Raw genomic sequence first — 25330 nt, 5'->3', positions numbered from 1 at the left:
CGCTTTCAGGGCTTTTTCTTAATTCTAACCTCCCCATAGTGATAAAAGAGCGGTAGTATAGAGATTAAAAATACTTTAGACGAAGAAGACCGAGAGGTGTTTATGACCCTCCATGCGAGCCTATCTGGAATGGAAAGAAGCCACTAAACAGGAAGGTCGGCAGGAAGGGAAATTAGAGGGCAAACTAGAATCTATCCCCCGTTTGCTGGCGTTAGGCTTAACCGTGGAACAGATCGCCTCGGCTTTAGACTTAGAGATCGAGCAAGTTCGACAAGTGGCGGAAAATTGAGGTGTTTATGACCCTCCATGCGAGCCTATCTGGAATGGAAAGAAGCCACTAAACAGGAAGGTCGGCAGGAAGGGAAATTAGAGGGCAAACTAGAATCTATCCCCCGTTTGCTGGCGTTAGGCTTAACCGTGGAACAGATCGCCTCGGCTTTAGACTTAGAGATCGAACAAGTTCGACAGGTAGCGGAAAATTAGAGATAAAGATAGGACTCCAATCGCGGGGAATAGAACGGAAAAAGCGAAAAGGTGGGCATTAACCCACCTGAATTGATGACGAGTTCCGTCGGAATATTACGCCGGTCGTCCCTCGACGACTTTATCGATTAACCCGTAGGTGACGGCTTCCTCGGCGGAGAGGAAATAGTCCCGATCGGTGTCCTTCTCGATCCGTTCGAGCGGCTGTCCGGTGCGATTCGCCAGGATATCGTTCAATTGTTGGCGAATCCGTAAAATTTCCCGCGCCTCGATGTCGATATCCGTGGCCTGACGGCGGCCGGTTCCTCCCATCGGTTGGTGGATCATGATCCGCGCGTGGGGGAGGGCGAGACGTTTGCCGGGGCTACCGGAGGCGAGGAGAAACGCGCCCATCGAGGCCGCGAGGCCGACGCAGATGGTGACGACTTCCGATTTGATGTACTGCATCGTGTCGTAAATCGCCATTCCCGCGGTCACGGAACCGCCGGGGGAGTTGATATAGAGATAAATGGGTTTATTGGGATCTTCGGAGTCTAGATAGAGCATTTGGGCGACGAGGGCGTTGGCTAACCCGTCGGTGACTTCCTGCCCTAAAAAGAGGATACGTTCGACCGAGAGACGGCTGTAAATGCTGATCCACTGCTCGTATTGGCTACCGGGAAGACGGTAGGGTACTTTCGGAACACCGATAGGCATAGTTCGTGACGACTCCTGCTAATTCGTGATAAATCTTAACTAATCTGGGCGAGGGGTTTGGGGAGTTCCTTGCGGCTTTCGAGAACTCGATCGATCAGCCCGTATTCTTTGGCTTGTTCGGGAGTCAGATAGAACGTCCGATCCATGTCCTTGGCCAATTTTTCGGTGGTTTGTCCCGTGTTTTTCGAGAAGATTTCCAACATGGTCTGTTTGTTGGCGATCACCTCTTTGGCGCGGATTTGAATATCGGTCGCCTGTCCCCGCGCGCCGGTGCGGTTCTGGTTGAGGACGATGGTGGCGTGGGGAAGCGCCGCGCGATATCCCTTGGTTCCCGCGGAGAGAATCATGGCCGCGGTTCCCATCGCCTGACCGATGCAGATGGTGTGAACGGGCGGTTTAATGTAGTTCAGGGTGTCGCAGATGGCGAAAGCCTCGGTTTCATAACCGATCGCGTCCCCGGTGTACCACGATGTCCCGGTCGAGTTGATATAGAAGAAAATCGGCTTCTCGGCATCGTCGAACTGGAGATAGAGGAGTTGCGCGATGATCAGTTCGGTCACGTCCACGCCGACATTCCGTTTCACGTCATCGGAAGAGAATAGGGGCAATCCCAGATAGACGATACGCTCTTTGAGTAACAGCGATTCGAGATCCGGCGGTGGTGTCCGATAGTACGCGTCCCCGTAATACGCGGTCTGTACCGCTTTGATCGGTGAGTTCATCTTGCCTTTTCCGTCTTACACAGTATCCTGCTTTTGATTTTAACGCGATCGGGTGGGTCGATTGGGATCAGGACGGTTTTCGGGCGATCGACGCGAGGGGAGAGCGATCGCTTTCCGTCCCCCGATCGAGGGATAATGGCGATCGGGGGCACTCGAAATAACCTCGTCTATCCGAGATCCCGATCGTCCGTTACCGTGATTTCCTTCGAGAGATGGCGGAACCAAGTAAAGTAAAGACCGATCGACAGCAATAAGAACACTAACGCTAGAATTTTGAAACTATCCCACTGTTTCATGATGAAAATAATGCCCATCATGAACAAAGTTAACTGCCAGGGAACCGCGAGAACCGCCGCGAAAATATCCCTTTGATTTTCCGCTTTAATTTTCGCCTGTAGATTCGGTTTAATCCCCTGACGAACCTCTCCCCAGAAACCGAAAGGCCGCGTCACGTTGTAGAAATGTTCCATCACCTCCATCTCTGTCGGGGGACTGGATAGCGTCGCGATAATACATCCCGCTAACGAACACAAACTCGGCACGAGAAAGAGAATGTATTCCTGATATTGGGAGTGTTGAAAGTAAGGTAAAATGACCAATTGGGCGACGATCGCCGCGATCATTCCCGCGACCGTTCCTATCGCGAAACCGTACCCGTTAAAACGCCACCAGTACCAACGTAACAGCAGGGGAACCGCTAATCCTACCCCCAATCCCGTCGTTAACCATCCCCAAATATCGTTAACACTCTGAATACTAAAACTCAACCCCAAGCCGATAACCACTACCAAAACGGAAGCGAGACGACCCTGCCAAAGTAACTCTCTTTCCGACGCTGACGGCTTCAAGAAAGCTTGATAGATATCTTTCACCCAATAGGCCGCGCTGGCATTAATCACCGCGTTAAAGGTGGACATAGCCGCCGCGAGGAAAGAGGCGATCAATAATCCTTTCATCCCGACGGGAATATATTCGGTAATCACCGTGGCGAGGATTCTTTCGGGATCGGTGATCGTTCCTTTATTTAAACCGTACTGAATTCCTAGAACGGCGAAAGCGGTGACTAACGGCCAGCGGAAAGATAGTAAAATAATCCAGAAAAGAGAGAGTAAACCCGCGTCCCGATCGCTTTTCGCCGCGAGGTATCTCTGTAACATATAGCCACCGCTACCGCTACAGCCCTCGATCACCGTTTTTAATAAATAGAAAAAAACCACCCCACCGAAGAGATTGAAAATCGCGTAATCCCCCGGTAAATCCAACGTCATCGAGGGGAAAATACTACTCCATTCGGACAGATTCCACGTTTTCGGTTCTGTCGCGCCGGGGATCGCCACGCTAAAAGTATCGGGAAGATTGACGGTAAAAAAAGCGATTCCCGACACGTAAATCACGGCGACAAAAATTAGAAATCCCTGAAATAAATCGGTAATTACCCCACCGTAAAAACCACTAGCAACCGTGTAGATTAACGTTAAGAAAATCAAGACGATCGAGGCGAGGCGATCGTCCATCCCGAGGAATTGCCCGAGAAATTTCCCCCCCGCGACGGAAAAATAACTCATCGCGCCGATCGAGAATAAAATCGTGGCCACCGCGCTGATAATCCGGGCCGCGTTCCCCTGTTTTCCCGATCCGAAACGGAATTTCATCCATTCCGCCATCGTCATCACCCTAGCCCGGCGATTCCACTTGCCCATAAAGGCCATCAGGAACGCCATAATTAACACCACACCCCCGCGGATCTCGATCAGTAGTCCCTTCGTTCCCACCGCGTAGATCAGCGCGGAAATCACCATCGTTCCCGCGAGGTCGGTATTCGCGGCCATCCCCGATACCCCCAGCATCCACCAGGGCAGGTTACGATCGCCTAAAAAATAAGATTCTAGCCCCTGCGAGGCTTTTTTCTCGGCGATAATGCCGATCGCCAGCGTTCCCGCTAGATATAGCAAGACTATTAGATAGTCAATGAATTGCATAATACTCTCGATTAAACTTTCGATCGTTATAGCACCAATTGACTACCGGTTCCGTCCGGCGGTTTCCGTTTCCAAGGTTTTTACCCGTTTCTCCAATTGATTTACCTGTTCCTTCAATTCGATTACCAGGGTCGATAGACGCTCGAACATGGGGTCGCTCCGTCCCACCAATTGACCGTTTACCGTCCCCACTCCCGATCGCTGTTGCGGTACACCGGGCGATCGAGAGGACGGATAATTCTGACGGGAAGATACCCCGCGGACTTCGCTTTCGAGTCGATCGACCCGATCGCGGAGACTGGTTAACTCCGATCGAACCGCCGAATCCGATTGCGCGTTCACCGGATTCCCCCGGATCAAAACAGCGGCGATCGCGAGCGACAAAAGGAACGCGACGAGGGATAGAAAGATCGATCGGGGGATAAAACGAGGCCGGATAGTCATAAAAAGCCAATTATTCTCAAAAACTCAAAATAAACTTATAGTAATAAATCATCGAAAATCGTAAAAATTATCTACCCGCCTCTTGCCTCCCGCCTCCCGCCTCCCTTTTCATTGTGATCGTTCTCCCGATCTTTTTCCGAAAAATCGCCGGTAAGAGAGAAACGAACACGCGTCATCGATCGAGTCTCGCTATGATAGAGTATTGGGTTTTTAAATTTCTTCCCGTCCCCCTCGCTTATGAAACTGCCCGTCGTCGCTATTATCGGTCGTCCGAACGTGGGAAAATCCACCCTCGTCAACCGTATCGCCGGAGATCAACAGGCGATCGTCCACGATGAACCCGGAATCACCCGCGATCGCACCTACCGCGACGCTTTCTGGCGCGATCGGGATTTCCAGATCGTCGATACCGGGGGGTTGGTTTTTCACGACGATACCGAATTCCTGCCCCTGATCCGCGAACAGGCGACGATCGCCCTCGCCGAAGCGAGTTTAGCCATTTTCGTCGTCGATGGACAGGCCGGCATCACCGCGGGCGATCGGGAGATCGCGGATTGGTTGAGACAGCAGAATGTCCCCCTCCTCCTCGCGGTCAACAAATGCGAGTCGGTGGAACAGGGAATTATACAAGCTTCGGAATTTTGGGAACTGGGCATCGGCGAACCTTTCCCGATCTCGGCCATACACGGAAGCGGAACCGGGGAGTTATTGGACTCGGCGATCGAGTACCTCCCCCCGATGGGAGAGATTCCCGAAAGTGAAGAGATTAAAGTCGCGATCATCGGTCGTCCCAACGTGGGCAAATCCAGCCTTTTAAACGCCCTAACCGGGGAACAACGGGCGATCGTCAGCCCGATTTCGGGAACGACGCGGGATTCGATCGATACCCTCATCGAGCGCGACGGACAAGTATACCGCCTCATCGATACCGCGGGCATCCGGCGCAAGAAAAACGTCGAGTACGGCGCGGAATTTTTCAGTATTAACCGCGCGTTTAAAGCGATCCGGCGTTCCGACGTGGTACTGTTCGTGATCGACGTGATCGACGGGGTAACGGATCAGGATTTAAAACTCGCCGGACGGATTATCGAGGAAGGACGCGCGGTAATTATCGTCGCCAACAAATGGGACGCGATCGAGAAAGATACCTACACCATCAACACCTATCAGAAATTAATCCTCGATCGACTCTACTTCATGGAATGGGCGGAAATGATCTTCGTCAGCGCCATGACCGGGCAAAGAGTGCAAAAAATCCTCGATCTCGTCGATAGTGCCGCCGAATCCCACCGTCGTCGCGTTAGCACTTCCGTGATCAACGACGTGATCGAGGACGCGGTAAAATGGCACAGCCCCCCCACCACCCGACAGGGAAAACAGGGCAAACTCTACTACGGAACGCAAGTATCCAGCCAACCGCCGACGATCGCCCTTTTCGTCAACGATCCCCAACGTTTCAACGAGAACTATCGCCGCTACATCGAGGGACAATTCCGGCAACAGCTAGGTTTCACCGGAACGCCGATCCGCCTGATCTGGCGCGGCAAACCCGCTCGCGAGGTAGAAAGAAGCGCCAATCGGGCGACCAAGGTTTAAAAAGGGTTTATCTATGGATTTATTGCGAAGTCTACCGATCGGACTCTACCTGGATAAACCGCTCACCTGGCTCCACAAATTAGACGCGCGGGTAAAATTCGTCTGGTTGATGGCCTTTCTCGCCGCGCCTTTACTGGCGAATCCCTGGTGGCGCTTGGGTTTGGTCGGATTTTTAATGATCGTCACCCTCCTCGCGCGGATTCCCCTACGCGTCTGGCGGCAACAGATGGGCTGGCTCGTTTTCCTGTGCGTTCTCGTATTTATCATCACCGCGCTGACTCCCGACGGACTATCGGTAAGTATCCAGCCGCGATTGCCCGATAGCACGGTAAATCTCCCGCAGGCGACCGATTATAACTATGTTCTGCTCGATAAGGGGCGATTATTCGTAACCCGTCGATCGCTAGAATTGGCCGTGAGAATTAGTACCCTGATTTTCACCCTGATCTACAGTACCAATCTCTTCCTGTTAACGACCGCGCCGGAGGAAATTACCGCGGGATTAGAGAACTTAATGAGTCCCCTACGCCGATTTAACCTACCGGTGACGGAAATTTCCCTGACTCTAACCCTTTCCTTGCGGTTTATCCCTCTCGTGTTGGAAGAGGTGCAGAATCTCGCCCGATCGATCCGGACGCGGGCGATCGATTGGAAGAAATTGGGCCTGAAAAACAGCGCGAAAGTCTGGTTAACCGTGATCGAGAAAATCCTCGATAATCTTCTCCTCCGCGCCGAACAGATCGCCATCGCGATGGAAGTCCGCGGTTTCACCAGCCCCGACGAGCACCTAGTACGCTGGCATCAACTCCGCTTAGGAATGGGAGATTCGATCGCCCTTTTCGCCCTAATTCCCTTCTGGATCGCCCGCTTTCTAGTCGGGGGAATGGATTAGGGGGCAATTCGCGGGCAGGAGTCCGGAAGAAGGTAGAAGAATTCCGAAAACTTTTTTCCCTTTCCCCTTTCCCGGAAACACTTTCCCATCCCCCTCACCTCCCGATCGAATTCGCCAAGTCCAAGAATGTCGCGTATCGTAGCCCGATATACAATTTTAGAAAGTTTTTCGGATGTTTCGGATATCTTTCGCGAGATAGAGAAAATTTACTCCCAAGATTCCCTCTCTGGATAGGCTAATATTCGCGCCCGATCGCCGTATCGTTAAGGTACGTTTCACCCTCTCGCGAGGGATGAGAACGCGCTCTCTTTCTAGTATCGATCGAGCGATCGCTAAATTCATGAGTTCTCTTCCCCGAACCCTTCCCCGAAAAGAAATCCTTCGAGGGGTTTTAGCGGTATCGATCGTCCTCGTCGGGATCACTCATTTCCTGAAGCCGATTCCCTACGCTCGATTGATTCCCCCTCTATTCCCCCACCCGATCGCGCTGGTCTACATCAGCGGATTTTTTGAAATTTTGGGCGGGATCGGCTTGCTGATACCCTACGTTAGTGTAGCGGCGGCCTGGGGTCTGATCGCGCTGTTTATCGCCGTTTTCCCGGCGAATATCAATCAGGCGATCAACGCTATCCCCGTCGAGGGCATCCCCCACATCCCGATTCTCTACTGGATCAGACTTCCCTTCCAGGCGGTGTTAATCGCTTGGGCTTGGTGGTACACGCGAGATCCGGAAAGTCAGGCGGGAGCGGAACCGGTTTCCCGATCTCTCGCGAAGACCCCGATCTTCCATCGAGATAGCGCTCGATAGCGGTAGCCCCGGTTCATCCGAGGGAGAAAATCCGTTTTTTTTTCGTTTTAATAAAAATATAATTTTTTAAAAAAAGCTCGTTTTCCGTTTTTGAATCCCGAAAAAAACCTCGGTTAAACCTCGAAAAATGCCCGAACCCGTCGAATTCTCTCTCCCGGTAGAGCGCCCGGCCCCGTCGATTGATTCTCGCTATAGATTCGATCGTTACCCGGACGCGTTAGGTTGGAATCGAGTCTTATAACGGTACGAAAATGGCTAAATCGCGACGAAAGAAAGCCAAAAAAGCGGCAGAGCTAGAACATCGGGTCAAACAAGCCAGTTTCACCCTAGCGGCGATCTTACTCGCTCGATCGATCGAGTCCCTCGGTAAACGATCGCTCGATCGAACGACGGCCGAGGACGAACCCGCGCCCGCTCTCCTGGAAAACCCCGAACCGGCTACCAAACCGCTCCGGGAAGGCGTGGCCGCGGTAAAATCCGTCGCCGAAGACCTAACTCCGCGATGGTCGGAAATTTTCGCCTCTTTTAAAGACAAAATCCAACGGGCCGTCGAGCGAATTGCCGACGCGCCGGGAGAATTCGATCGCTCTTTACCGCTCGGTCTGATAGACGGGGCCGGGGAAACGCTCGATTCACCTTTTCCCGAAACCGAACCGAAAAAATCGCCAAAAAAGACAAAAAAACCAAATAATTTCGGGTGATCTCAATGCACGGACAAAAAGTGACCAGGAGTGAAAAAACGCGACAATTCGACAGGATAGCGGCGAGCGATGGGCTAACCTCGCTGGCGGTCACGGAATTTCTCCCGAATATTCTCGACAGTATCGGCGACGGTCTCTGGTTATTAGATAATCAGGCCTATAGCCTCTGGCTCAATCAGCGACAGGCGGATTTATTGGGCGAATCCCCCGCGGGGGCGATCGGGAAACGGCTTTGGGATTTCTATCCCGAATGGCAGGGGGGAGAATTCCAGATCGCCTGGCAATCGGCGATCGCCTCGCGCCAGACCCGGAAATTCGAGTATTTCTGCCCGAAACAAAAAATCTGGCTAGAAATCCGGATTCACCCTCGATCGGGAGGGATTTTACTCTATATCATCGATATTAGCGATCGCAAGCGGATCGAGGAAGAACGGGAGCGGCAGAGACAATTTTTCGAGCGATTGATCGTCAACAGTCCTAATCTGTGGTACCTGTACGATCCGATCGAGAAGAAATACCTCTATTTCGGTTCCCGCGTCGGCGAGGACATCGGCTACCCCGCGGAGACGATCGCGGCGATGGGGCCGACCTTTATCGAACAGGTTCTCCACCCGGACGATCGCCCGCGGGCCGAACAACACCGAGAACGTCTGAGGTGTTCCCCCGATAACACGCCGCTCGATTTCGAGTACCGACTCCGCCACGGTAACGGCCGGTGGCGTTGGTTCAGTAGTCGGGAGGTGGTGTTTAGCCGTACCGAATCGGGACGGGTTCAGCAGGTTCTCGGTATCGCCCGCGACATTACCGAACGGATCGCGATCGAGAACGCGTTACAGTTAAGCGAAGCCCGGTTCCGTCTGGTCGCGAGAGCGATTCACGGGGTGATCTACGATTGGAACGTCCCCACCGGCGAGGTCTATCGATCGGAAGGACTGGAAAAACTCGTCGGTTTCGCGCCCGAAAACGTGCCGGCCACGCGGGAATGGTGGCTCGATCGCATCCATCCCGAAGACCACGAACGTCTCCAAGAGGTTTACTTCGATCTCTCCGAGGACTGTTACGAATCGGAATACCGGGTACAGCATCGCGACGGCCATTGGGTAAACGTTTGGGATCGGAGTTACCTGATCCGCGATGAACGAGGAAACCTGATCCGGGTGGTCGGTTGTACCTCGGATATTAGCGATCGGGTTCGCGTGAAAGAGCAACTACAAACCCGGGCCGAGGAACTGACCCGATTAAACACCCTATTACTCAAAACCACCGCGGAAGTCGAAAAACACAATCACGAACTCGAAGAATTCACCTACGCGATCTCCCACGATTTGAAAGCGCCATTACGGGCGATCTCCCATCTCTCTCAATGGATAGAGGACGATCTCGACGGGAAACTCGACGAGGAAACGGGAAATTATATGAAACTTCTCCGCGGTCGCGTCTATCGCATGGAGAATTTAATTAACGGCCTGTTGAAATATTCCCGCGCCGGCCGGCTGAAAAACCGTCTCGAAACCGTCGCCGTCGCTCGACTTTTCCGGGAAATCATCGCCCGTCTCGACCCTCTCGGAAGCTTTAGCTGGGAGTTTCAGGGTGAAATGCCGACATTACTCACACAACGCTCGGCTTTAGAGCAGGTTTTCGGTCATTTATTCGAGAACGCGATCAAACACCACGATCGATCGCGCGGACAGGTGACGGTCTCGGTACTCGATCGGGGACAATTTTACGAGTTTTCCGTCCGCGACGACGGGCCCGGCATCGCCCCCGAACACCATCAGAGAGTTTTCGCCCTTTTCCGTACCCTGGAGGCCCGCGATAAAACCGAATACACCGGGATCGGCCTGGCGATCGTCAAAAAAATTATCGAGCAGAAAGGCGGACAGATCGCCATCGAATCGACGGGCGATCGGGGGACGACCTTCCGTTTTACCTGGCCGAAATCGATCGTCAACCCGGAAACGTGAGGGAATCGATCGTGGCTTGGGTTCCGCGCGATTAACCCCCGCCTCGCCTTCTGGATTTTATCGAGAACGGTCTCTGTCGATCGGGCATCCAGCTAGGTGAATTGTTTCAAGAACTTGATATTTCTAAGGTATTTTACCGTGGCGATCGATAAAATCAATACGATTACAAATAACAGGCTACTTTGCAGGAACTTTAATGAACCTGGTAAAACCATTGTCCAAACACTTTTGAAGCTATTCAAAAGCGTGATAAATTTTACGTGAAGGCAATAAATTCCCAAAGAGTAGTTAGCGACTAACAACAGCAGACCTTTGGGAGGCTCTTTCAAGATTAACCCGATATAGAAAATCAGACAGCCGCCCAGTACCAACGAAGCCCGAGAGTAGGGAGGAAGCAATACCCAGCGATTACTATCGTACATTCCTACCCACTCGAAAGCGCTCATTATCACGAAAAGTATAGATAGACCGATCAGAATTTTAAAATGCTTTTTATAATCTAGGAAGGTTGGGTTATTTTGATACAGTTGATAAACGATTAGAGAGGAAAAAATGTAAGGTAAAAAATTAAATGGATGCCAAAGCGGAAATTGATAAACATAGAGGCTTAGAGAAGAGACCGCGAGAAAAAGCCATTGAAGCTCGATCGAGCGGTTGGTCTTTCGATAAAGATATTGATTCAAGGCGGCTAAGACCGTAATAATCATCAAAGAAACGAGAAAATAGAGTTCCCAGCTAACGCCGCCTTTTAGGAGCCATGAAACTAGATCTCTAGCATTCTTTATAGACGAAAGATGGAGATCTTTTTGAAACCAATAAGCTTCGATAAATCCCGCGAACGTCCAAAGCCCAAAAATCTTCAATAATTGGGGAAGTTTTCGATATATAATATATTGGGTATCGCCGCCCTTAGAATACGTCAGAAACAAAGAAATTTGAAAAAAAATAGGTACGGCTAGAGGAAAGATATTATAAGAAGCGATATTGGCTAAATCTCCAAGCACCGGAACTCGGAGTAAAGGATTTAAGACTTGAGAATGAAAGAAAACAACAGTTAGGCAAGCGAGTCCTCGAAGATGATCGAATCCATAATATCTAATCTTTTCCATAATACTCGATCGATGGCAAAAATATCAAAGCATCATAATCTAATTGTCGCGATCGCACAAGAGCGCTCGGCTCCGGCCAAAATCCTCTCGTTTGTTTTCCGGAAAGGCGACGGGTCAAGTTTTCAAGACGAGATCGCTAGTATCGCCCCGACGGTTCCCGAACGCGCTCGTCATCCCGTGTAACGGAAGAAAACCCCTCTCCCGCGATGGCCGCGGGTGACAAACTAGCGCTCTCTCATCGATCGGGATTTTCAGCCTTTCACTTTATCGAGTAATCTCTGCCAGACGCTTTTCGGTTTCGCCGGGGGCGGATCGGCCGGGGGATTCGGATCGCCGAGATAGCGATAATGTTTCCAGATATCCCAGTAGGGGCAACCGGGTTCGATCCGGATTCCCGCCCAGTGTAAATATTTTAATTTCTGATTCACTCTCGGATCGATCAAAAAATCTTCCTGACGCTGAAAATGCCCGCTCCCCCCCCAATTTCCCGCCTCGCACCCGGGAGCGCGCGTGATATTAAAACGGTTGGGAACCCGCTTGAGAATCGTGTAATTAATAATCGGTTGATCGGAAGTTTTTTGTGAGAAATCGAAATACTCCCGATGTTCGGCGCATTCTTTAAAGGTGTCGAAAAGCTCCGTTTCCGAGAGTAAATTCTTTTTCGATGCCCAGAATCCCCCGTTAAACATTCCCGTCAGATCGCTCTCGGTAAAAACACCTTTTTCGAGAACCGCGGGGCTGAAAACATCCCGAATTCCTTTTTTGTATTGAAAATCACAACAGAGAAAATCGTGATCGTCGAGGAAGTTTAAATTATCGATAATTTTTTCAAAAACGACGATATCGGTGTCGATATAGAGAAAGCGATCGAACTCCCCGAACCAGCAAACCTGTTTCCGGAATTGATTGGGACGGGCGAAATAATTCTCCCCGAAAATATCGTAAATTTTTTGCGCCAGATCGTTAACTAACTGGAGATCGGGATACACCGTGACCCCGTATTTCTCCCCCAACCGATCGGCAACTTCCCGATAGTTATCATCGTAGGGAATTAACATCACGGGAACTTCCTCGTCCCGCGCCCGGATACTGTTCAGCAAAGCGATCGACTGATCGAGTACCCGATCGTTCGCGGTAATGTAAATCCCTCGCTTCATAAAATGTCCTATCGGGTTAACAATGGTAAAGATTCGGAATTCACGCGAGATCATACCACGAAACGTCCCGATCGAACCGTCGGCTCTCCCCGATCAGGCTCTCGTGGCGATCGCCTCTTCGGACGACGCGAAATGCCGTTCGATCAACTCGGGAATCTGTCGCGGATCGACGTTGCTATAGTGTTTTTTATCGGGCATAACGACCACGTTCGGCCCCCGCTTACACTGCTTCAAACATCCCGTCCGTTTGATATGGACCGTATCCGCCAATCCCTTTTCCTGTAAACCCTCTTCCAGCATCCGGCAGACGGTCGCCCCCCCGTTTTTCCAACAGTCGGACTTCTGACAGACCAGGACGGTCGCTTGTTTCGGTTTCGGTTTCGGTTCCTCCGGGACTCGGGATTCCCCGGCCGAGAGATTTTCGATTCCCGTCACCTTCAACTTGAGTTTGCCCGTTTTCTCACAAACCCGACTTTCTCCCGTAACCTGTAGGGATGTATGGATAGGAATATTGAGAGAGAGACGATCTCGCAGTTCTTTTTCGGGCTTAAACCAATATTCTCGCCCATCCACGATAATTCTTAAATATTTTATCTTATAACCGTCTTTTAGAACGAAACCGAGGAATTGACCGACCACCTGAAAGGGTAGGGTTCGCGGGGAATACTTTGACATGATCTCTCACTTTCCTCCGATAGAGTCGCTAATTGTTTTCAAGATCCGATCGCCAGCAAGTTTCCAGCCAACCGACCAGAGATCGGCGGTCGGAACGGGTCTGACGGAGAACGCTCCACACCTGTAAAATATCGTTCGCGGTCTCGATCGAAACCCGCAACGGTTGATACGTCGAGCATTGACAGGCTATATCCAACGACCGGAGACGGCGATAGACCTCCCAACGATCCGAACCGCTCACATCGATCGATCGATCGCCCTCGAATAGAAATCCCTCTATGTTCATCCCGATTACAACTGAGAATAATTAGCGTTACCGCTAAAAGTCGATGTTTCCAGTATAGCGGACAATTGCAAAAGAGTGTCAATAACTTGACGGGATCAATTTCGCGAGCCATAACCGGAACCCCTTCTTTGAGACAATAGGGCTAGTGATCGTTCGTGAACTGTATATGCAAACGTTGGAACCGACGACAAAATCCCCAGTTACGCCCCCCGAGTTCGACACCACCATTCGCCGCCGGAAAACCCGCCCCGTCCAGGTAGGGAACGTGACCATCGGCGGCGGTCATCCCGTCGTGGTACAGTCGATGATCAACGAGGACACCCTAGACATCGAGGGTTCGGTCGCCGCCATCCGTCGCTTACACGAAATCGGTTGCGAGATCGTCCGCGTCACCGTACCGAGCCTAGCCCACGCCAAAGCGCTCGCCGAAATCAAAGAAAAACTGAATAAAACCTATCAACCCGTGCCGATCGTCGCCGACGTGCATCACAACGGCATGAAAATCGCCCTAGAAGTAGCCAAACATATCGAGAAAGTACGGATTAACCCCGGTCTGTACGTGTTCGAGAAACCGAAAGGCGATCGCTCCGAATATACACAGGCCGAATTCGACGAGATCGGCGAAAAAATTAGAGAAACCCTAGAACCCCTCGTTATATCCCTACGAGATCAGGGAAAAGCCATGCGGATCGGGGTCAATCACGGTTCCCTCGCCGAAAGAATGCTCTTTACCTACGGCGATACCCCGCTAGGAATGGTCGAATCCGCCCTCGAATTCATCCGGATCTGCGAATCCCTCGATTTCCGAAACCTGGTAGTATCCCTCAAAGCCTCGCGCACTCCCGTGATGATCGCCGCCTATCGTTTGATGGCCAAGCGCATGGACGAGCTAGGCATGGATTATCCCCTGCACTTGGGCGTTACCGAGGCGGGAGACGGGGAATACGGGCGGATTAAATCCACCGCGGGCATCGCCACCCTTCTCGCGGACGGCATCGGTGACACCATCCGCGTCTCTCTCACCGAAGCGCCGGAAAAAGAAATTCCCGTCTGTTACAGCATCCTTCAGGCGTTGGGCTTGCGGAAAACGATGGTCGAGTACGTCGCCTGTCCCTCCTGCGGTCGGACGTTATTTAATTTAGAGGAAGTGTTAGCGAAAGTGCGAGCGGCCACCAGCCACCTCGTCGGACTCGATATCGCCGTCATGGGTTGTATCGTCAACGGGCCCGGGGAAATGGCCGACGCGGATTACGGCTACGTGGGGAAACAGCCCGGTTATATCTCTCTCTATCGCGGTCGCGAGGAAATCATCAAGGTTCCCGAAGAGCGAGGGGTCGAGGCGTTAATCGATCTGATCAAGACCGATGGCCGTTGGGTCGATCCCTAGATTATCTAGCCGAATCGGTCAAGAATTCGGGAGTTAAGACGGAAAATAGAGAAATCACTTCCTGGTCTGACTCCTGAATACAGTAAGGGCGGGTTTGGAAGCTCGCCCCTACTCTCTCGATCGGTGATACCGATTCCGGCTAGGGATTCCTACCAGCCTTTTTCGGATTGGGCGAGAACGTAGTTAGCCACGGCCTCGATATCTTCCGCGCTCAAACGACCGCCGAACGCGGGCATCGCGCCGTTACCCTTGGTGACTTGAGTGACGATCGCCTCGACGGAATCTTTCCCGTTTTTGCTTAAATCTTCTTTTTTCAGGGTTTTAGCGGGATTCACCACGTTTTTCCCGCCTTGATGGCAGGAAGCGCAGTTAGCGGTAAAAACCGCCGCGCCATCGGCCGCGAGGGCGGGACGGGCTAGGCTAAAGAAAGCGACACAGACCAGAACTAGGGCGGAAATTAAGATTTTTTTCACGATCGGTTCTCCTCTGAATATTCGGACAATATTCCTAGACGATCCTCGATAAAACCGGTTTTCCTGTCAAAAGACAGGCTGTCCTACTTTGGTGATAAGATAGACAGAAGGGGAGAATAACAAGCAAAGCTTCGCTCTCTTGTCAAAAGACAGGCTGTAAAACTTGTCCGTGAACGCTCGTGTAAAGGGTTAACAAGCATGAAAAAACTGGGTTTATTAGTCGCTACCGTCGCGCTAGTGCTGACTAGCTTCTTCTTCAATACCGCTCCCGCCTCGGCGGAAACCTACACCGTGAAAATGGGTGGGGACAACGGAACCTTGCAATTCGATCCCCCCGCGCTCACGATCAAAGCGGGCGATACGGTGGAATGGGTCAATAATAAGCTTTCCCCCCATAACGTGGTTTTCGGGGAAGCGAAATCGCCCGATGGCGCGGCGATCGATGGTGTGGCGACCAAGCTATCCCATAAAGGACTCGCTTTCTCGGCGGGAGAGTCTTTCACCAGCACTTTCGACCAACCCGGAACCTACACCTACTATTGTGAACCCCACCGCGGCGCGGGGATGGTAGGTAAGATCACCGTCCAATAGGGAAATATATTCCCGATTTTTGCCCGAGAAAAGGGTTTTATCGAAAATAGCTCGCGGTTTCGGCCGCGGGTTATTTTTTCGGGGGTGTAAATTTTCCGGGGGTATCCGGGCATTGTAGGGATGGAGTGTATGGAAGGAATTGTCGGATAACAATGCATTCTGTGTTGGACGAATCGAGAGAGAACCCGCCCGCGACGCGCCCGGCCGTGGTCGAGACCTTACATCTCGAAAAACACTATCGGACGGGCTTCTGGTTCGAGAAAAAGGTCGAATCTTTGAAATCCTGCACTTTGAGCGTGTACGAGGGGGAAACCTTCGGCTTGCTCGGCCCTAACGGCGCGGGCAAAACCACCCTACTCAAAACCTTACTGGGGATCGCGCGTCCGACCGGGGGCCGGGCGATGATTCTCGGTAAGCCGATCGGCGATCGCTCCGTCCGGCAACGGATCGGCTATCTGCCCGAAAACGCTTATTACTACGACTATCTCACCGGCTGGGAATTTTTAGACCTGATCGGCGGGATTTTCGAGATCCCCGCGTCGGTGCGGCGGAAACGGATCGCCGAATTGCTGGATAGGGTGGGACTCGATCGGGGGGCGGCGAAGAAAAAACAATTGCGTCAATACTCGAAAGGAATGGTACAGAGGGTCGGTATGGCGCAGGCGTTGATCAACGATCCCGAGATCGTCTTTCTCGATGAACCCATGTCCGGCCTCGATCCCCTCGGACGCTATCAGGTGCGGGAGATTATCCACTCTCTCAAAAAAGAGGGAAAAACGATCTTTTTCAACTCCCATATCCTCTCGGACGTGGAACAGATCTGCGATCGGGTAGCCCTTCTCGCGCGCGGGGAATTGCTCTGTATGGGTTCCCTCGACGAACTGCTCGGCCGGTCGGATGTCTATCAGGTAACTGTCCAGGGCGGTTCCGAGAACCAATTGCGGGAATGGATCGCGGGGTTAACCTGGGGTGACGGCTTTTGGCACGGTCAACTCAAGGGCGAACCCGAACCGTTTATCGTCGCGATCGGCGAGATGGGGATACGCTTAATCGGTCTCGATCTCGCCAGGGCTTCTTTGGAGGAGTTCTTTATCCGTCAGTTACGGGAACGGGGCATCACCGCCAGTCAATGAGTCGGCGCGCCGGTGTATTTCTCGATCGAATCGAGCAGTTGTAGGGCCGAACGATAGGATTGGTCGAGCAACTCTTGCCGTTCGTCGGGATCGTCGAGTAGATCGTCGGCGATCAAACGCAGGGAACCGAGCATCAGGTTAAGACTCCCGCGGGTTTCGTAGGAGAGATAGGCCAGACGTTCCCGTTCCCCGTCCGAATTAGACTCGGCGGGCCGATTCCCGTTATCGCTGAACTGTAACGCGTGTAAGCGGGCGTACTGACCGTTTTTCGCGAGTAATTCCTCGTGATTGCCGACCTCGATCACGTTTCCTTTTTCGAGGACGATAATCTGGTGGGCTTTGCGGATCGTGGAGAGACGGTGAGCGATGACGAGGGTGGTGCGCTCGCGACAGAGTTCGTCGATCGCCTCCTGCACTAACCGCTCGGAAATGGTATCGAGGGCGCTGGTGGCTTCATCGAGGATGAGAATCTCGGGATCTCTCAGGAGGGCGCGGGCGATCGCCAGACGTTGTTTCTGTCCCCCCGATAAGCGTACCCCCCGATCGCCGATCTCGGTATCGAGTCCTTCCGGGAGTTTGACGATAAACTCGTAGGCGTTGGCGCGTTTGGTGGCTTCGAGAATTTCCGCGTCACTGACATCGGTTAACCCGTAGGCGATGTTATAGCGGATGGAGTGGTTAAAGAGAAAGGTGTCCTGACTGACGATCCCCATCATTTTCCGTAGGGTTTTGATCTGGTAGTCCCGGAGATCTCTACCATCGACCACTACCCGTCCCTCGATCGGATCGTAAAATCGCGGCAGAAGATCGGCGATCGTCGATTTTCCCGCTCCCGAAGAGCCGACGAGGGCGATCATTTTTCCCTTGGGAATCCAGAAATCGATGTTCTTGAGTACGAGTTCGTCGTGTCCGGGATAGGCGAAACGAACGTTCTCGAAACGAATCCCTTCTTCTAGTCCCCGATAGACGATCGAGCCGTTTGTCATGAAGGGTTTGTTGTCTCGATCGAGAAAATCGGCCACCACATCCACCGCCGAAGAATTTCCTAAAATCTGACCCCGCGTGTTGTTGAGTTGGCTGATCAGGGGGAGCGCCCGGAAAAGAACGTAGAGATAGGTTAATAAAATCGGCGCGAGCGCCTGTAGCTGGTCGTTGAAGAGATAACGACCCGAGAGAATAATCAGCGCGATAATAATAATTCCGCCGATCTCGTTGATCGGGGCGATGATCGCGGAGTTGGTTTGCGCGTCCATCCCCGCTTTCTCCCGATCTCGAATATCTACTTTGATCGATTCTAGCTCGTATAATTCGTTGCCGGTTCCTTTAATCAATCGGATACCGGTTAATAATTCTAGTAATTTATTCGTCTGTTGTTTAGCGGTTAGGGTGATAATATCCCCGTATTTTTTCGCTTGCTTAACGACGACTTGATTGACCAGTGCCAGAAATCCGCCCAGAAAACTTGCCAGGATCGTTAACTGCCAAGAAATCGATAATAATATCACTAGATACATGAACAGGGTACTCACTACCTGTATCAGGGTAATGTACGATCGGATCGTGGCGACCGCCCGATTGATCTCGGACATAAAACGATTAAAAATATCCCCGACTTTACTTTTCACGTAAAAATCGATATCGACTTCTAGCAAAATATTTACGGCATCGATTCTCATATCTTTCGCGAGAAGTAACGAGATATAAGTATTTAATAAATTCCACGCAAAGGTCGTGATATGTTTTAAAATTAAAATAGAAAATACGGCGACGAACATCCAGATAAAACGGGTATCTATCGGAAAAATCTCAAAAATGGCAAAGATTTTTCTGATCAGCGGTGGGGCATTATTTAAAACGGTATTTTTCGGATTAATGAACGCGATGAGTAGGGGAATAATTAAAACGGTTCCTACCCCATTAAAAATGGTGCTGACAAATCCTAAAACAACCGACGTGGCAATTAATGTCCAGTGTTTTAGCGTGTATTTCAGGAGAATTTGGTTGGGATTCATATCAATAACGATCGCCAGATAAAAGATGTCAACGTTCTACAAGGATTTCAGCAGATCGGCCAGGATAGCGGCCATCGCGTCGGTGCTATAGGACGCGATACAACGATCGCGCGCGCGCCTTCCCCGTCGTCCGGCGAGATCGGGATTCTCGAAAACCTCTTGAATGGCGGCCGCGAGGGAGTCGGGCGATCCCGGTTCGACCAGATAACCGCCCTCTCCTAAAATATCGGGAATATCGCCCACTTTCGTCGAGATAATCGGTTTCGCCATCGCCATCCCATCGGTTAATTTGATCGGGAATTGGGCGTTCGCCGTCCGGTCATCCCGTTGCGGAACGATAATAACATGGGCGGCCGCGACCACCTCGGGCATTCGATCGATCGCCACGGCCGGCAGACGGATCATCCAGCGTTTCCCCCTCTCCAGTAAACCCTCTAGATAGCCGTCCCCGATCTCCCGTCCCCCGACGACGACGAGTTTGAGATCCTCGCGATCGAGTTTATCCAGCGCGATTAACACGTCCTCCAGTCCCTTGTGCGGTCGGGCCGTACCGGGAAACATTAATACCTTATAGTCCGCTAAACCGTATTTTTGCCGACAGAGTTCCGGATCGTATCGATCGGGGTCGAAAAGTCGCGTATCTTTCCCGTTCGGTAGGTAGATCCCGCCGTAGCGTTTTTGTAGGAAGCGATTGTTCACGGTGATCGCGTCGGCCCGATCGATCGCCCGTTCCACCGAGCGAAGATAGAAAGGATGGTTCGGATCTCGTAACGCGCCGTCCGGTTTGAGAATATCCCGGGCCAGTTGTTTCGGGGCCGGACGGTAAGCCCAATCATCACCCCCGAACCAACTCATTTCCCAATCATCGATATCGAGGATTAGGGGGCGACGCGAGAGGGAACGTTTCAGTAAACCGAGGCCGAAACTGGTGGGACGGGGTTTGATCGCGTAGAGGAGATCGCCGTCGATCCGATCGAGTAATCCCTTGATATCGCCGAAAAACCGCGGGTAGGCCCGACCCCTCACCCACTCGACCCGTAAATCCGCGGGAGGGGGAGGGTAGAGTTTTTCCCCGAAAACAAACCCGTACACGGTGACATCGTGGCCGAGTTGTTGCAGTACCCGCGCCACGAGATAGACTCTAGTGCCGCCGCCACCCGATAAATCCGGGCCGAGAACGGAGATTTTTTTCTTCACGGTCGATCGAGAATCGGGATTACCTAGCAGAATAGCAGACCGGTTAATATTTGTTAACGAGAATCCCCCGTCCGGTCGGGCCCGGAACGGCCGATCCCGATCGACTATGATCGGAAACGACGATATTCGCGAGAATTCACGATGGAAATCGAACGCCTGAGCGCTCTATCGGATAACTATATTTTCCTCTTACTCGATCGGGAGCGGAATCTCGCCGCCGTGGTCGATCCCGCGGAACCCGAACCCGTTTTACGGCGATTGGAAGCGGTAAACGCGCGCTTGGTGGCGATTTTTAACACCCATCACCACGGCGATCACGTCGGCGCGAATCGGGATTTACTCGATCGCTTTCCCGATACCGTCGTTTACGGGGGGGCCGAGGATCGGGGCAGAATCCCCGGCCAACAAGTCTTTTTACAGGAAGGGGACACGGTAGAATTCGCCGGACGCGAGGCGCGGGTTTTCTTCGTCCCCGGCCACACCCGCGCCCATATCGCCTACTATTTCCCCCCGACCGCGGACGGGGAAACCGGCGAGTTATTCTGTGGCGATACCCTGTTCGCGGGGGGATGCGGCCGGTTATTCGAGGGAACCCCCGCGCAGATGGTAGACTCGCTCGGTAAGTTGCGATCGCTCCCCGATAACACCCGCGTCTGGTGCGCCCACGAGTACACCCTGGGAAATTTAAAATTCGCCCTCACCGTCGATCCCGAGAATACCGATTTACAGGAACGTTACCGGCGAGTGGAAAGCGATCGATCCCGCGATATCGCCACCATCCCCTCGTTATTAGGAACGGAAAAACGCACCAACCCCTTCCTACGCTGGGATACCCCCGCCCTACAAGCAACGATGGACGCGACCGACCCCGTGACCGTTTTCGCCCGAACCCGCGGCAAGAAGGATTTGTTTTAGGAGACGGGAAGATGGGGAGTTTTGGGGGAAAAGGGGAAGGGGAAAAGGGAAAAAACTATTTTTGGGCCTTTTACCTTTACCCTTTACCCTCTCCTTCTGCCTCCTGCCTTCTGCCTCCTGCCTCCGAATTGCCTCCCCACTCCCGCTCCCCCTAAAGATTAATCGTTAGATGCCGGATTTACGGTATGATGATAGTTTTGGAAGTACAGTCAAGGTCAAGACTATGGCGAAAAGATTACAGGTCGTCCTCAATGAAAATGTTAATAAGTTGGGACGGAATGGCGACGTGGTAGAAGTCGCCCCCGGATACGCGCGAAATTATCTTCTCCCGAAAGGGTTAGCCGTCCCGGCCACACCGGGGGCGATCAAACAGGTGGAATTTAGGAAGGAAAAAGAACGTCAACGTCTTTTAGCCGAGAAACAGGAAGCGGAAACCAAGAAAGCGGCGATCGAGAAAGTCGTCAAGATAGCCATTCCCAAACAGGTCGGCGAAAACGAGGCGATTTTCGGAACCGTTACCACGCAAGAGGTGGCCGACGCGATCCTCTCGATGACGAAAGTGGAAGTCGATCGCCGCGGCATTACCCTTCCCGATATCGGTCAACTGGGGATCTACAAAACCCAGATCAGACTTCATCCCGATGTTACCGCCGAGATCGAGATTCAGGTGGTCGCGCAGTAGGGATGACGAGAGTGAAGAAGGAGGAGATCGAGTGAATTCTAGAAGAAACACGGGAGAAAGCGCGATTTTTCCCGTCGATCGCCCTCCATTCGGTAATGTTCGTCAGTTCGCGGGGACTAACCGTTCCCGCTCGCTCCCCGTCTGGAAATAGTGGTAACGATCGCCGAATGTCGGGATCGATCGCTTCGAGGAAAATTCACCGGAAAAAGAGGTAAAGGGTTTCGCTTCGATAATCCCTCGGCAGACAGAAAGACTTTTTTATTTCAAATAAATTAATAGGTTCAATCCCGGAATCGCCCGCGAGAGTGTCCAAAATAGAAGGGTAACGTAAAAAATACCCAATCCCCACTGATACCAGACGAGGAAAGAAACGATTCCGGGTAATTCCCGATCGCGCGTTCGCCAATCGTTAAACCCCAATTTCAATAAATTATTCAAACTGAGATCGTAATAATTCAACCAATTCCAACGGCGATCCCAGGGAACCGGGGTATAGCGATCGCGAAAGAGGGGAAATTCCGGGACGACGGGTAAACGGGTGATTAACAACCGTAATTGTCGCAGACTTCCATCTTGCACGAAATAGGAACTATCGATCAGATCGTGATAGCGTCCTTTCCAATAAAGACGGATCACTGCTGTTACCGGGATCGGGATTAAAATCGTGGCGATCGCTAGTAAGGTTAAGAGCGGATGACCGGCCGATCGAGCGATGGTGAAAACGCCGAGTAGCGTTAAAATGCTCGAACTAATTCCCATACAAATTATCTCGTATCGCGTGGGAACGATCGGCTTCGGGGTGAGACGACGGAATCGATCGAGCAACCAGAATAAGACGCTAAAATAGGCGAACACGATCGTTCCCGTCCCGAAAATCAGGCTGATATTCGTACCGTCCTGACTTAAGAGTAACAGCAATCCGAGAAAAACGAGATGGAAGAGATCCGCGAACCAACCGAGATTGAAAAACCGCGCGGGAGAAATATCGAGAATCTTTCGTTTTAACTGTTGGAAACGTAATCGTTCGGTTTTATATTTAATCTGATTTTCATCGGCGATCTGTTCTTGCGATCGAAAGTTACGCGCTAGATTTCGTAAAACGGATTCATTACCCGCTAAAGTAGGGAGATAGAGTACCTTGGCAATTTCTCCCCGATCGCCCGATATTTTCGCTTTATCCGAATCGAAACCTAATCCCGATACACTAATATATCCGGTCGGGGTAAACGTCGCGTTACTAAAATCCACCTGATCGAGTAACTTGACATCCTGGAAACTAACATGGCCGTTAAAATAACTCGATCGGAACGCGGCCGCCCTCTCGAATGTCGAATTTCTAAAAGATAGTAAGCTAAAAAAACGACTTTTAGAGAATAGCGATCGATCTCGCCAGACAACCTGTACGAAATTCGCGTTTTTCAGCCATTGACCGCGGGTAAAGTCCGCCGTTTTCTCGAAAGTAGAATCATCGAAACTCGCGTCGGTATTGAATCGAGAGTGAAGAAAATTTGCCGTTCCTTTAAACTGTACCGATCGAAAACGAACGTTATTAAAAAACTGACAGCGACTGAAATCGCTATCCCCGACAAAAGACGATCGCGAAAAATCCGTCACCCTCGCGAATCCCGATTCCGACCAATTACTTCCTAAACTAAATCTCGCCTCGATCGCCTCCACCGTTTGCAGGAAAAAACTTTTAGAAAAATCCACCTCCCCGAGAAAAACCGTTCCCCGTAAAATAATCGGCCCGCGGAACGCCGTTATCGCGATCACCCGTTCACCGTTATCCGCTAGAAACCGATCGTCTTGTTGTAATAAATTCTGTTCCGCGGGAGATAATAAAGGTGAAACGGCAATTTTCGAGAGGGGGACGGTTAATCCGATTCGAGAGGCGATAAATTTCCCCTGAATCTGCGAGTTACTGAAATCTAATCCTAACGGTTGTTTGGCGCGGGTGAGTTGACCTTGTAACTGTTGGTAGAACGCGTTGCGAAACTCTTGATTCTCGTCGCGTAGGTCGATGGTAAAAGACGAGAGATCGATCGTCGGGATGCCTTCTTTAATTACCGGCGCACTCGCTTTTTCCTGTAAGATCTCGACGGTTAACGGAACCCGTTCCACCGCCGCGAATACGGGAAAAGCGGGGAGAAAAAAGCCTAGACAAACGATTACTATCCCGAACCATCGAACGATCGATCGCGTTTTTCGTGTCTTCGCGCTTCTTTCGTCTTGACGCTCGATCGAACCCGAGAGAGCCATATTATTTCTCTAAAGCGAATTGTAAGGCCGATTCCAGATCCGCTTGATTTAAATCGGTAATAACAAACACTTCCTGAACGCTTTTTCCCGTTCTCGCGATCACCTTGTATCCCCCGCGAATGGGAACCGATACCCGTAATTGTAACTTCGGGCTGTGGCCTTTAGATCGCGAGAGAACCCCCGGTGTCACCGTTTGAATTCCCTCGCGCGCGATCAATCTTTCCAACACGGGAATCAACCCCGGAATATGGGTGGAATGATTCCAAACCAGCCGACCTTTATTCATTTTAGGCGGCCTCTAGAGGAGCCATCGTTAACCCCTCGCGTCGGAGTTGTTGATGGTATAGTTCCGCTTGCTCCTGCGGGCCGACCCAAACGATCGCCTGTCCTTCATAATGGACTTGATTGGTGAGTTCCCAGGCCCGATCGCCCGTCATATTGGGAATATATTTAAGTAAACAGTCCGCGACGTGCTGAAAGGTGTTGAAATCGTCATCGAGAACGATCACCTTATAATTCGGGTAGGTTTTTTTAACGACACTCGTGGACTTATCTAGGGTGGTACTCGGTGCGGTAGCCATTTCGGTGCATCACGATAAAACGGAAAACGGGTTCCTGTAATTGAATTTTACAATACCCGTATCGCGCGGTTCGATGACGATCGATCTGAAAAGAGACGAGTTTAGGGAGTGAACAACCGTCAAAAGGAAGATAAAACCCCGTATGACCGAACTTTCCAAGCTTGAGAACGTTTAGTTTCGGGATTCGGGCGATCGCGCGGTAGGAATGTACCCTATTTTACCGAAACGGCTCGATCGAATCTAGCCAGGTTTACATTTCGGGCATCGCGCCAACAAGTATCGGTAAGAATCGCTCTTTGAAAATTCGCGTTTTTCAAGTCGGATTCGCTAAAGTCAGCGCCGGTCAGATCGGCATTATAGAAAGAAGTTCCCCAGATTGAAATCCAGGTAAGTAGAAGCTTTTTTACTCTTCCCGTCCCGAGAAAATTCGATTGATTAGTTAGGGTATAATAACCCATAAAATACGCGAAGACGTTGAACCATAAAGTTACCATCACTACAAAAAACGCTCCCGAAAATTCCGAAAATGTACCATACAGCCTTTCTCACAAAGATGAGGTATACTGTTATCGATAGCTAAATTGAACG

General features: G+C 51.5%; 28 protein-coding genes. 12 read left to right on the top strand and 16 right to left on the bottom strand.

Going from position 1 to position 25330, the window contains the following annotated elements; translation table 11 throughout:
- Positions 1-112 precede the first annotated feature (112 nt).
- Together V0288_RS21865 and V0288_RS21860 are read left to right on the top strand one after the other, a co-directional pair.
- Positions 113-289 carry a hypothetical protein gene (locus V0288_RS21865; RefSeq protein ID WP_332867301.1) on the top strand — a complete coding sequence of 59 codons (177 nt, stop codon included), beginning with the start codon at positions 113-115 and terminating at the stop codon, positions 287-289.
- Positions 290-306: 17 nt separating this feature from the next.
- On the top strand, positions 307-483 hold the full coding sequence (locus tag V0288_RS21860; protein ID WP_332867301.1) for a hypothetical protein: 177 nt from the start codon (positions 307-309) through the stop codon (positions 481-483).
- A gap of 96 nt (positions 484-579) precedes the next feature.
- Here V0288_RS21860 and V0288_RS21855 read toward each other — a convergent pair whose 3' ends face one another.
- The 4 genes from V0288_RS21855 to V0288_RS21840 form a co-directional block, all read right to left on the bottom strand.
- On the bottom strand, positions 580-1179 hold the full coding sequence (locus tag V0288_RS21855; protein WP_332867300.1) for an ATP-dependent Clp protease proteolytic subunit: 600 nt from the start codon (positions 1177-1179) through the stop codon (positions 580-582).
- Between the two features lie 35 nt (positions 1180-1214).
- Positions 1215-1901, bottom strand: coding sequence for an ATP-dependent Clp protease proteolytic subunit (locus V0288_RS21850; RefSeq protein WP_332867299.1), 687 nt, complete (start codon positions 1899-1901; stop codon positions 1215-1217).
- A 167-nt stretch (positions 1902-2068) separates the two neighbouring features.
- A complete protein-coding gene (locus tag V0288_RS21845) occupies positions 2069-3880 on the bottom strand; it encodes a sodium:solute symporter family protein (protein WP_332867298.1) in 1812 nt (603 codons plus the stop codon).
- Positions 3881-3922: 42 nt separating this feature from the next.
- Positions 3923-4324: a hypothetical protein gene (locus V0288_RS21840; protein WP_332867297.1), complete on the bottom strand. Its 402-nt coding sequence runs from the start codon at positions 4322-4324 to the stop codon at positions 3923-3925.
- A 237-nt stretch (positions 4325-4561) separates the two neighbouring features.
- Between V0288_RS21840 and der the strand changes: the two genes are divergently transcribed.
- Together der and V0288_RS21830 are read left to right on the top strand one after the other, a co-directional pair.
- Positions 4562-5920, top strand: coding sequence for a ribosome biogenesis GTPase Der (gene der, locus V0288_RS21835; protein ID WP_332867296.1), 1359 nt, complete (start codon positions 4562-4564; stop codon positions 5918-5920).
- Positions 5921-5933: 13 nt separating this feature from the next.
- Positions 5934-6812, top strand: coding sequence for an energy-coupling factor transporter transmembrane component T family protein (locus V0288_RS21830; protein ID WP_332867295.1), 879 nt, complete (start codon positions 5934-5936; stop codon positions 6810-6812).
- 156 nt (positions 6813-6968) lie between these two features.
- Here V0288_RS21830 and V0288_RS21825 read toward each other — a convergent pair whose 3' ends face one another.
- On the bottom strand, positions 6969-7154 hold the full coding sequence (locus V0288_RS21825; protein WP_332867294.1) for a hypothetical protein: 186 nt from the start codon (positions 7152-7154) through the stop codon (positions 6969-6971).
- Between V0288_RS21825 and V0288_RS21820 the strand changes: the two genes are divergently transcribed.
- The 3 genes from V0288_RS21820 (at position 7153) to V0288_RS21810 (ending at position 10285) form a co-directional block, all read left to right on the top strand.
- The gene (locus V0288_RS21820) at positions 7153-7620 is read left to right on the top strand and encodes a DoxX family protein (protein WP_332867293.1); all 468 of its coding nucleotides are present in this window, start codon (positions 7153-7155) and stop codon (positions 7618-7620) included. The two genes, V0288_RS21825 and V0288_RS21820, sit on opposite strands and share 2 nt — an antisense overlap.
- A gap of 251 nt (positions 7621-7871) precedes the next feature.
- Positions 7872-8321 (top strand): hypothetical protein, encoded by a 450-nt coding sequence (locus V0288_RS21815; RefSeq protein ID WP_332867292.1) that lies wholly within the window; start codon positions 7872-7874, stop codon positions 8319-8321.
- A gap of 5 nt (positions 8322-8326) precedes the next feature.
- Positions 8327-10285 (top strand): PAS domain-containing sensor histidine kinase, encoded by a 1959-nt coding sequence (locus V0288_RS21810; protein WP_332867291.1) that lies wholly within the window; start codon positions 8327-8329, stop codon positions 10283-10285.
- Positions 10286-10377: 92 nt separating this feature from the next.
- On the opposite strand, the gene V0288_RS21805 is transcribed toward V0288_RS21810, so the two are convergent.
- From V0288_RS21805 to V0288_RS21790, 4 genes are all read right to left on the bottom strand, one after another.
- Positions 10378-11394, bottom strand: coding sequence for an acyltransferase (locus V0288_RS21805; RefSeq protein WP_332867290.1), 1017 nt, complete (start codon positions 11392-11394; stop codon positions 10378-10380).
- Between the two features lie 251 nt (positions 11395-11645).
- Complete coding sequence (locus V0288_RS21800) at positions 11646-12551, bottom strand: Npun_R2821/Npun_R2822 family protein (RefSeq protein WP_332867289.1); 906 nt, start codon at positions 12549-12551, stop codon at positions 11646-11648.
- A gap of 93 nt (positions 12552-12644) precedes the next feature.
- Positions 12645-13226 carry a (2Fe-2S) ferredoxin domain-containing protein gene (locus V0288_RS21795; protein ID WP_332867288.1) on the bottom strand — a complete coding sequence of 194 codons (582 nt, stop codon included), beginning with the start codon at positions 13224-13226 and terminating at the stop codon, positions 12645-12647.
- 28 nt (positions 13227-13254) lie between these two features.
- Complete coding sequence (locus V0288_RS21790) at positions 13255-13512, bottom strand: Asr1405/Asl0597 family protein (RefSeq protein WP_332867287.1); 258 nt, start codon at positions 13510-13512, stop codon at positions 13255-13257.
- 166 nt (positions 13513-13678) lie between these two features.
- Between V0288_RS21790 and ispG the strand changes: the two genes are divergently transcribed.
- Entirely contained in the window at positions 13679-14899 is a 1221-nt protein-coding gene (ispG, locus tag V0288_RS21785; RefSeq protein ID WP_332867286.1) for a (E)-4-hydroxy-3-methylbut-2-enyl-diphosphate synthase, read from the top strand.
- A gap of 149 nt (positions 14900-15048) precedes the next feature.
- On the opposite strand, the gene petJ is transcribed toward ispG, so the two are convergent.
- Positions 15049-15372: a cytochrome c6 PetJ gene (gene petJ, locus V0288_RS21780; protein WP_332867285.1), complete on the bottom strand. Its 324-nt coding sequence runs from the start codon at positions 15370-15372 to the stop codon at positions 15049-15051.
- Between the two features lie 198 nt (positions 15373-15570).
- On the opposite strand from petJ, the gene petE reads away from it, so the two are divergent.
- Both petE and V0288_RS21770 read left to right on the top strand, forming a co-directional pair.
- Positions 15571-15963: a plastocyanin gene (gene petE / locus V0288_RS21775; RefSeq protein ID WP_332867284.1), complete on the top strand. Its 393-nt coding sequence runs from the start codon at positions 15571-15573 to the stop codon at positions 15961-15963.
- A 152-nt stretch (positions 15964-16115) separates the two neighbouring features.
- Positions 16116-17096 carry an ABC transporter ATP-binding protein gene (locus V0288_RS21770; protein WP_332867283.1) on the top strand — a complete coding sequence of 327 codons (981 nt, stop codon included), beginning with the start codon at positions 16116-16118 and terminating at the stop codon, positions 17094-17096.
- Here the strand turns inward: V0288_RS21770 and V0288_RS21765 are convergent.
- Both V0288_RS21765 and V0288_RS21760 read right to left on the bottom strand, forming a co-directional pair.
- A complete protein-coding gene (locus V0288_RS21765) occupies positions 17090-19108 on the bottom strand; it encodes an ABC transporter ATP-binding protein (protein ID WP_332867282.1) in 2019 nt (672 codons plus the stop codon). The two genes, V0288_RS21770 and V0288_RS21765, sit on opposite strands and share 7 nt — an antisense overlap.
- Before the next feature lie 36 nt (positions 19109-19144).
- The gene (locus tag V0288_RS21760) at positions 19145-20305 is read right to left on the bottom strand and encodes a glycosyltransferase family 4 protein (protein WP_332867281.1); all 1161 of its coding nucleotides are present in this window, start codon (positions 20303-20305) and stop codon (positions 19145-19147) included.
- 141 nt (positions 20306-20446) lie between these two features.
- On the opposite strand from V0288_RS21760, the gene gloB reads away from it, so the two are divergent.
- Together gloB and rplI are read left to right on the top strand one after the other, a co-directional pair.
- Positions 20447-21220 (top strand): hydroxyacylglutathione hydrolase, encoded by a 774-nt coding sequence (gloB, locus tag V0288_RS21755; protein WP_332867280.1) that lies wholly within the window; start codon positions 20447-20449, stop codon positions 21218-21220.
- A 223-nt stretch (positions 21221-21443) separates the two neighbouring features.
- Positions 21444-21902 carry a 50S ribosomal protein L9 gene (rplI, locus tag V0288_RS21750; protein ID WP_332867279.1) on the top strand — a complete coding sequence of 153 codons (459 nt, stop codon included), beginning with the start codon at positions 21444-21446 and terminating at the stop codon, positions 21900-21902.
- A 258-nt stretch (positions 21903-22160) separates the two neighbouring features.
- Here the strand turns inward: rplI and V0288_RS21745 are convergent, their stop codons facing one another.
- The 4 genes from V0288_RS21745 to V0288_RS21730 form a co-directional block, all read right to left on the bottom strand.
- On the bottom strand, positions 22161-24161 hold the full coding sequence (locus V0288_RS21745) for a pentapeptide repeat-containing protein (protein WP_332867278.1): 2001 nt from the start codon (positions 24159-24161) through the stop codon (positions 22161-22163).
- Position 24162: 1 nt separating this feature from the next.
- Positions 24163-24447, bottom strand: coding sequence for a DUF2103 domain-containing protein (locus tag V0288_RS21740; RefSeq protein ID WP_332867277.1), 285 nt, complete (start codon positions 24445-24447; stop codon positions 24163-24165).
- Between the two features lies 1 nt (position 24448).
- On the bottom strand, positions 24449-24742 hold the full coding sequence (clpS, locus tag V0288_RS21735) for an ATP-dependent Clp protease adapter ClpS (RefSeq protein ID WP_332867276.1): 294 nt from the start codon (positions 24740-24742) through the stop codon (positions 24449-24451).
- A gap of 212 nt (positions 24743-24954) precedes the next feature.
- On the bottom strand, positions 24955-25236 hold the full coding sequence (locus tag V0288_RS21730; RefSeq protein ID WP_332867275.1) for a pentapeptide repeat-containing protein: 282 nt from the start codon (positions 25234-25236) through the stop codon (positions 24955-24957).
- Between the last annotated feature and the right edge of the window lie 94 nt (positions 25237-25330).

It is taken from the genome of Pannus brasiliensis CCIBt3594 (genome assembly GCF_036688125.1).
Taxonomy (GTDB): Bacteria; Cyanobacteriota; Cyanobacteriia; order Cyanobacteriales; family Microcystaceae; genus Pannus; species Pannus brasiliensis.
The sequence above is the reverse complement of the archived record's forward strand: the minus strand, read 5'-3'. Positions and strand labels throughout refer to the sequence as shown.

Coding starts and splice junctions, on each gene's coding strand:
- V0288_RS21815 (WP_332867292.1), top strand. CDS start 7,872: ATGGCTAAATCGCGACGAAAGAAAGCCAAAAAAGCGGCAGAGCTAGAA.
- V0288_RS21825 (WP_332867294.1), bottom strand. CDS start 7,154: ATGAATTTAGCGATCGCTCGATCGATACTAGAAAGAGAGCGCGTTCTC.
- V0288_RS21830 (WP_332867295.1), top strand. CDS start 5,934: ATGGATTTATTGCGAAGTCTACCGATCGGACTCTACCTGGATAAACCG.
- V0288_RS21840 (WP_332867297.1), bottom strand. CDS start 4,324: ATGACTATCCGGCCTCGTTTTATCCCCCGATCGATCTTTCTATCCCTC.
- V0288_RS21740 (WP_332867277.1), bottom strand. CDS start 24,447: ATGAATAAAGGTCGGCTGGTTTGGAATCATTCCACCCATATTCCGGGG.
- V0288_RS21855 (WP_332867300.1), bottom strand. CDS start 1,179: ATGCCTATCGGTGTTCCGAAAGTACCCTACCGTCTTCCCGGTAGCCAA.
- V0288_RS21845 (WP_332867298.1), bottom strand. CDS start 3,880: ATGCAATTCATTGACTATCTAATAGTCTTGCTATATCTAGCGGGAACG.
- V0288_RS21765 (WP_332867282.1), bottom strand. CDS start 19,108: ATGAATCCCAACCAAATTCTCCTGAAATACACGCTAAAACACTGGACA.
- V0288_RS21770 (WP_332867283.1), top strand. CDS start 16,116: ATGCATTCTGTGTTGGACGAATCGAGAGAGAACCCGCCCGCGACGCGC.
- rplI (WP_332867279.1), top strand. CDS start 21,444: ATGGCGAAAAGATTACAGGTCGTCCTCAATGAAAATGTTAATAAGTTG.
- V0288_RS21860 (WP_332867301.1), top strand. CDS start 307: ATGCGAGCCTATCTGGAATGGAAAGAAGCCACTAAACAGGAAGGTCGG.
- petE (WP_332867284.1), top strand. CDS start 15,571: ATGAAAAAACTGGGTTTATTAGTCGCTACCGTCGCGCTAGTGCTGACT.
- V0288_RS21795 (WP_332867288.1), bottom strand. CDS start 13,226: ATGTCAAAGTATTCCCCGCGAACCCTACCCTTTCAGGTGGTCGGTCAA.
- V0288_RS21745 (WP_332867278.1), bottom strand. CDS start 24,161: ATGGCTCTCTCGGGTTCGATCGAGCGTCAAGACGAAAGAAGCGCGAAG.
- V0288_RS21800 (WP_332867289.1), bottom strand. CDS start 12,551: ATGAAGCGAGGGATTTACATTACCGCGAACGATCGGGTACTCGATCAG.
- V0288_RS21865 (WP_332867301.1), top strand. CDS start 113: ATGCGAGCCTATCTGGAATGGAAAGAAGCCACTAAACAGGAAGGTCGG.
- V0288_RS21810 (WP_332867291.1), top strand. CDS start 8,327: ATGCACGGACAAAAAGTGACCAGGAGTGAAAAAACGCGACAATTCGAC.
- ispG (WP_332867286.1), top strand. CDS start 13,679: ATGCAAACGTTGGAACCGACGACAAAATCCCCAGTTACGCCCCCCGAG.
- V0288_RS21790 (WP_332867287.1), bottom strand. CDS start 13,512: ATGAACATAGAGGGATTTCTATTCGAGGGCGATCGATCGATCGATGTG.
- V0288_RS21805 (WP_332867290.1), bottom strand. CDS start 11,394: ATGGAAAAGATTAGATATTATGGATTCGATCATCTTCGAGGACTCGCT.
- V0288_RS21820 (WP_332867293.1), top strand. CDS start 7,153: ATGAGTTCTCTTCCCCGAACCCTTCCCCGAAAAGAAATCCTTCGAGGG.
- V0288_RS21850 (WP_332867299.1), bottom strand. CDS start 1,901: ATGAACTCACCGATCAAAGCGGTACAGACCGCGTATTACGGGGACGCG.
- V0288_RS21730 (WP_332867275.1), bottom strand. CDS start 25,236: ATGGTAACTTTATGGTTCAACGTCTTCGCGTATTTTATGGGTTATTAT.
- der (WP_332867296.1), top strand. CDS start 4,562: ATGAAACTGCCCGTCGTCGCTATTATCGGTCGTCCGAACGTGGGAAAA.
- gloB (WP_332867280.1), top strand. CDS start 20,447: ATGGAAATCGAACGCCTGAGCGCTCTATCGGATAACTATATTTTCCTC.
- clpS (WP_332867276.1), bottom strand. CDS start 24,742: ATGGCTACCGCACCGAGTACCACCCTAGATAAGTCCACGAGTGTCGTT.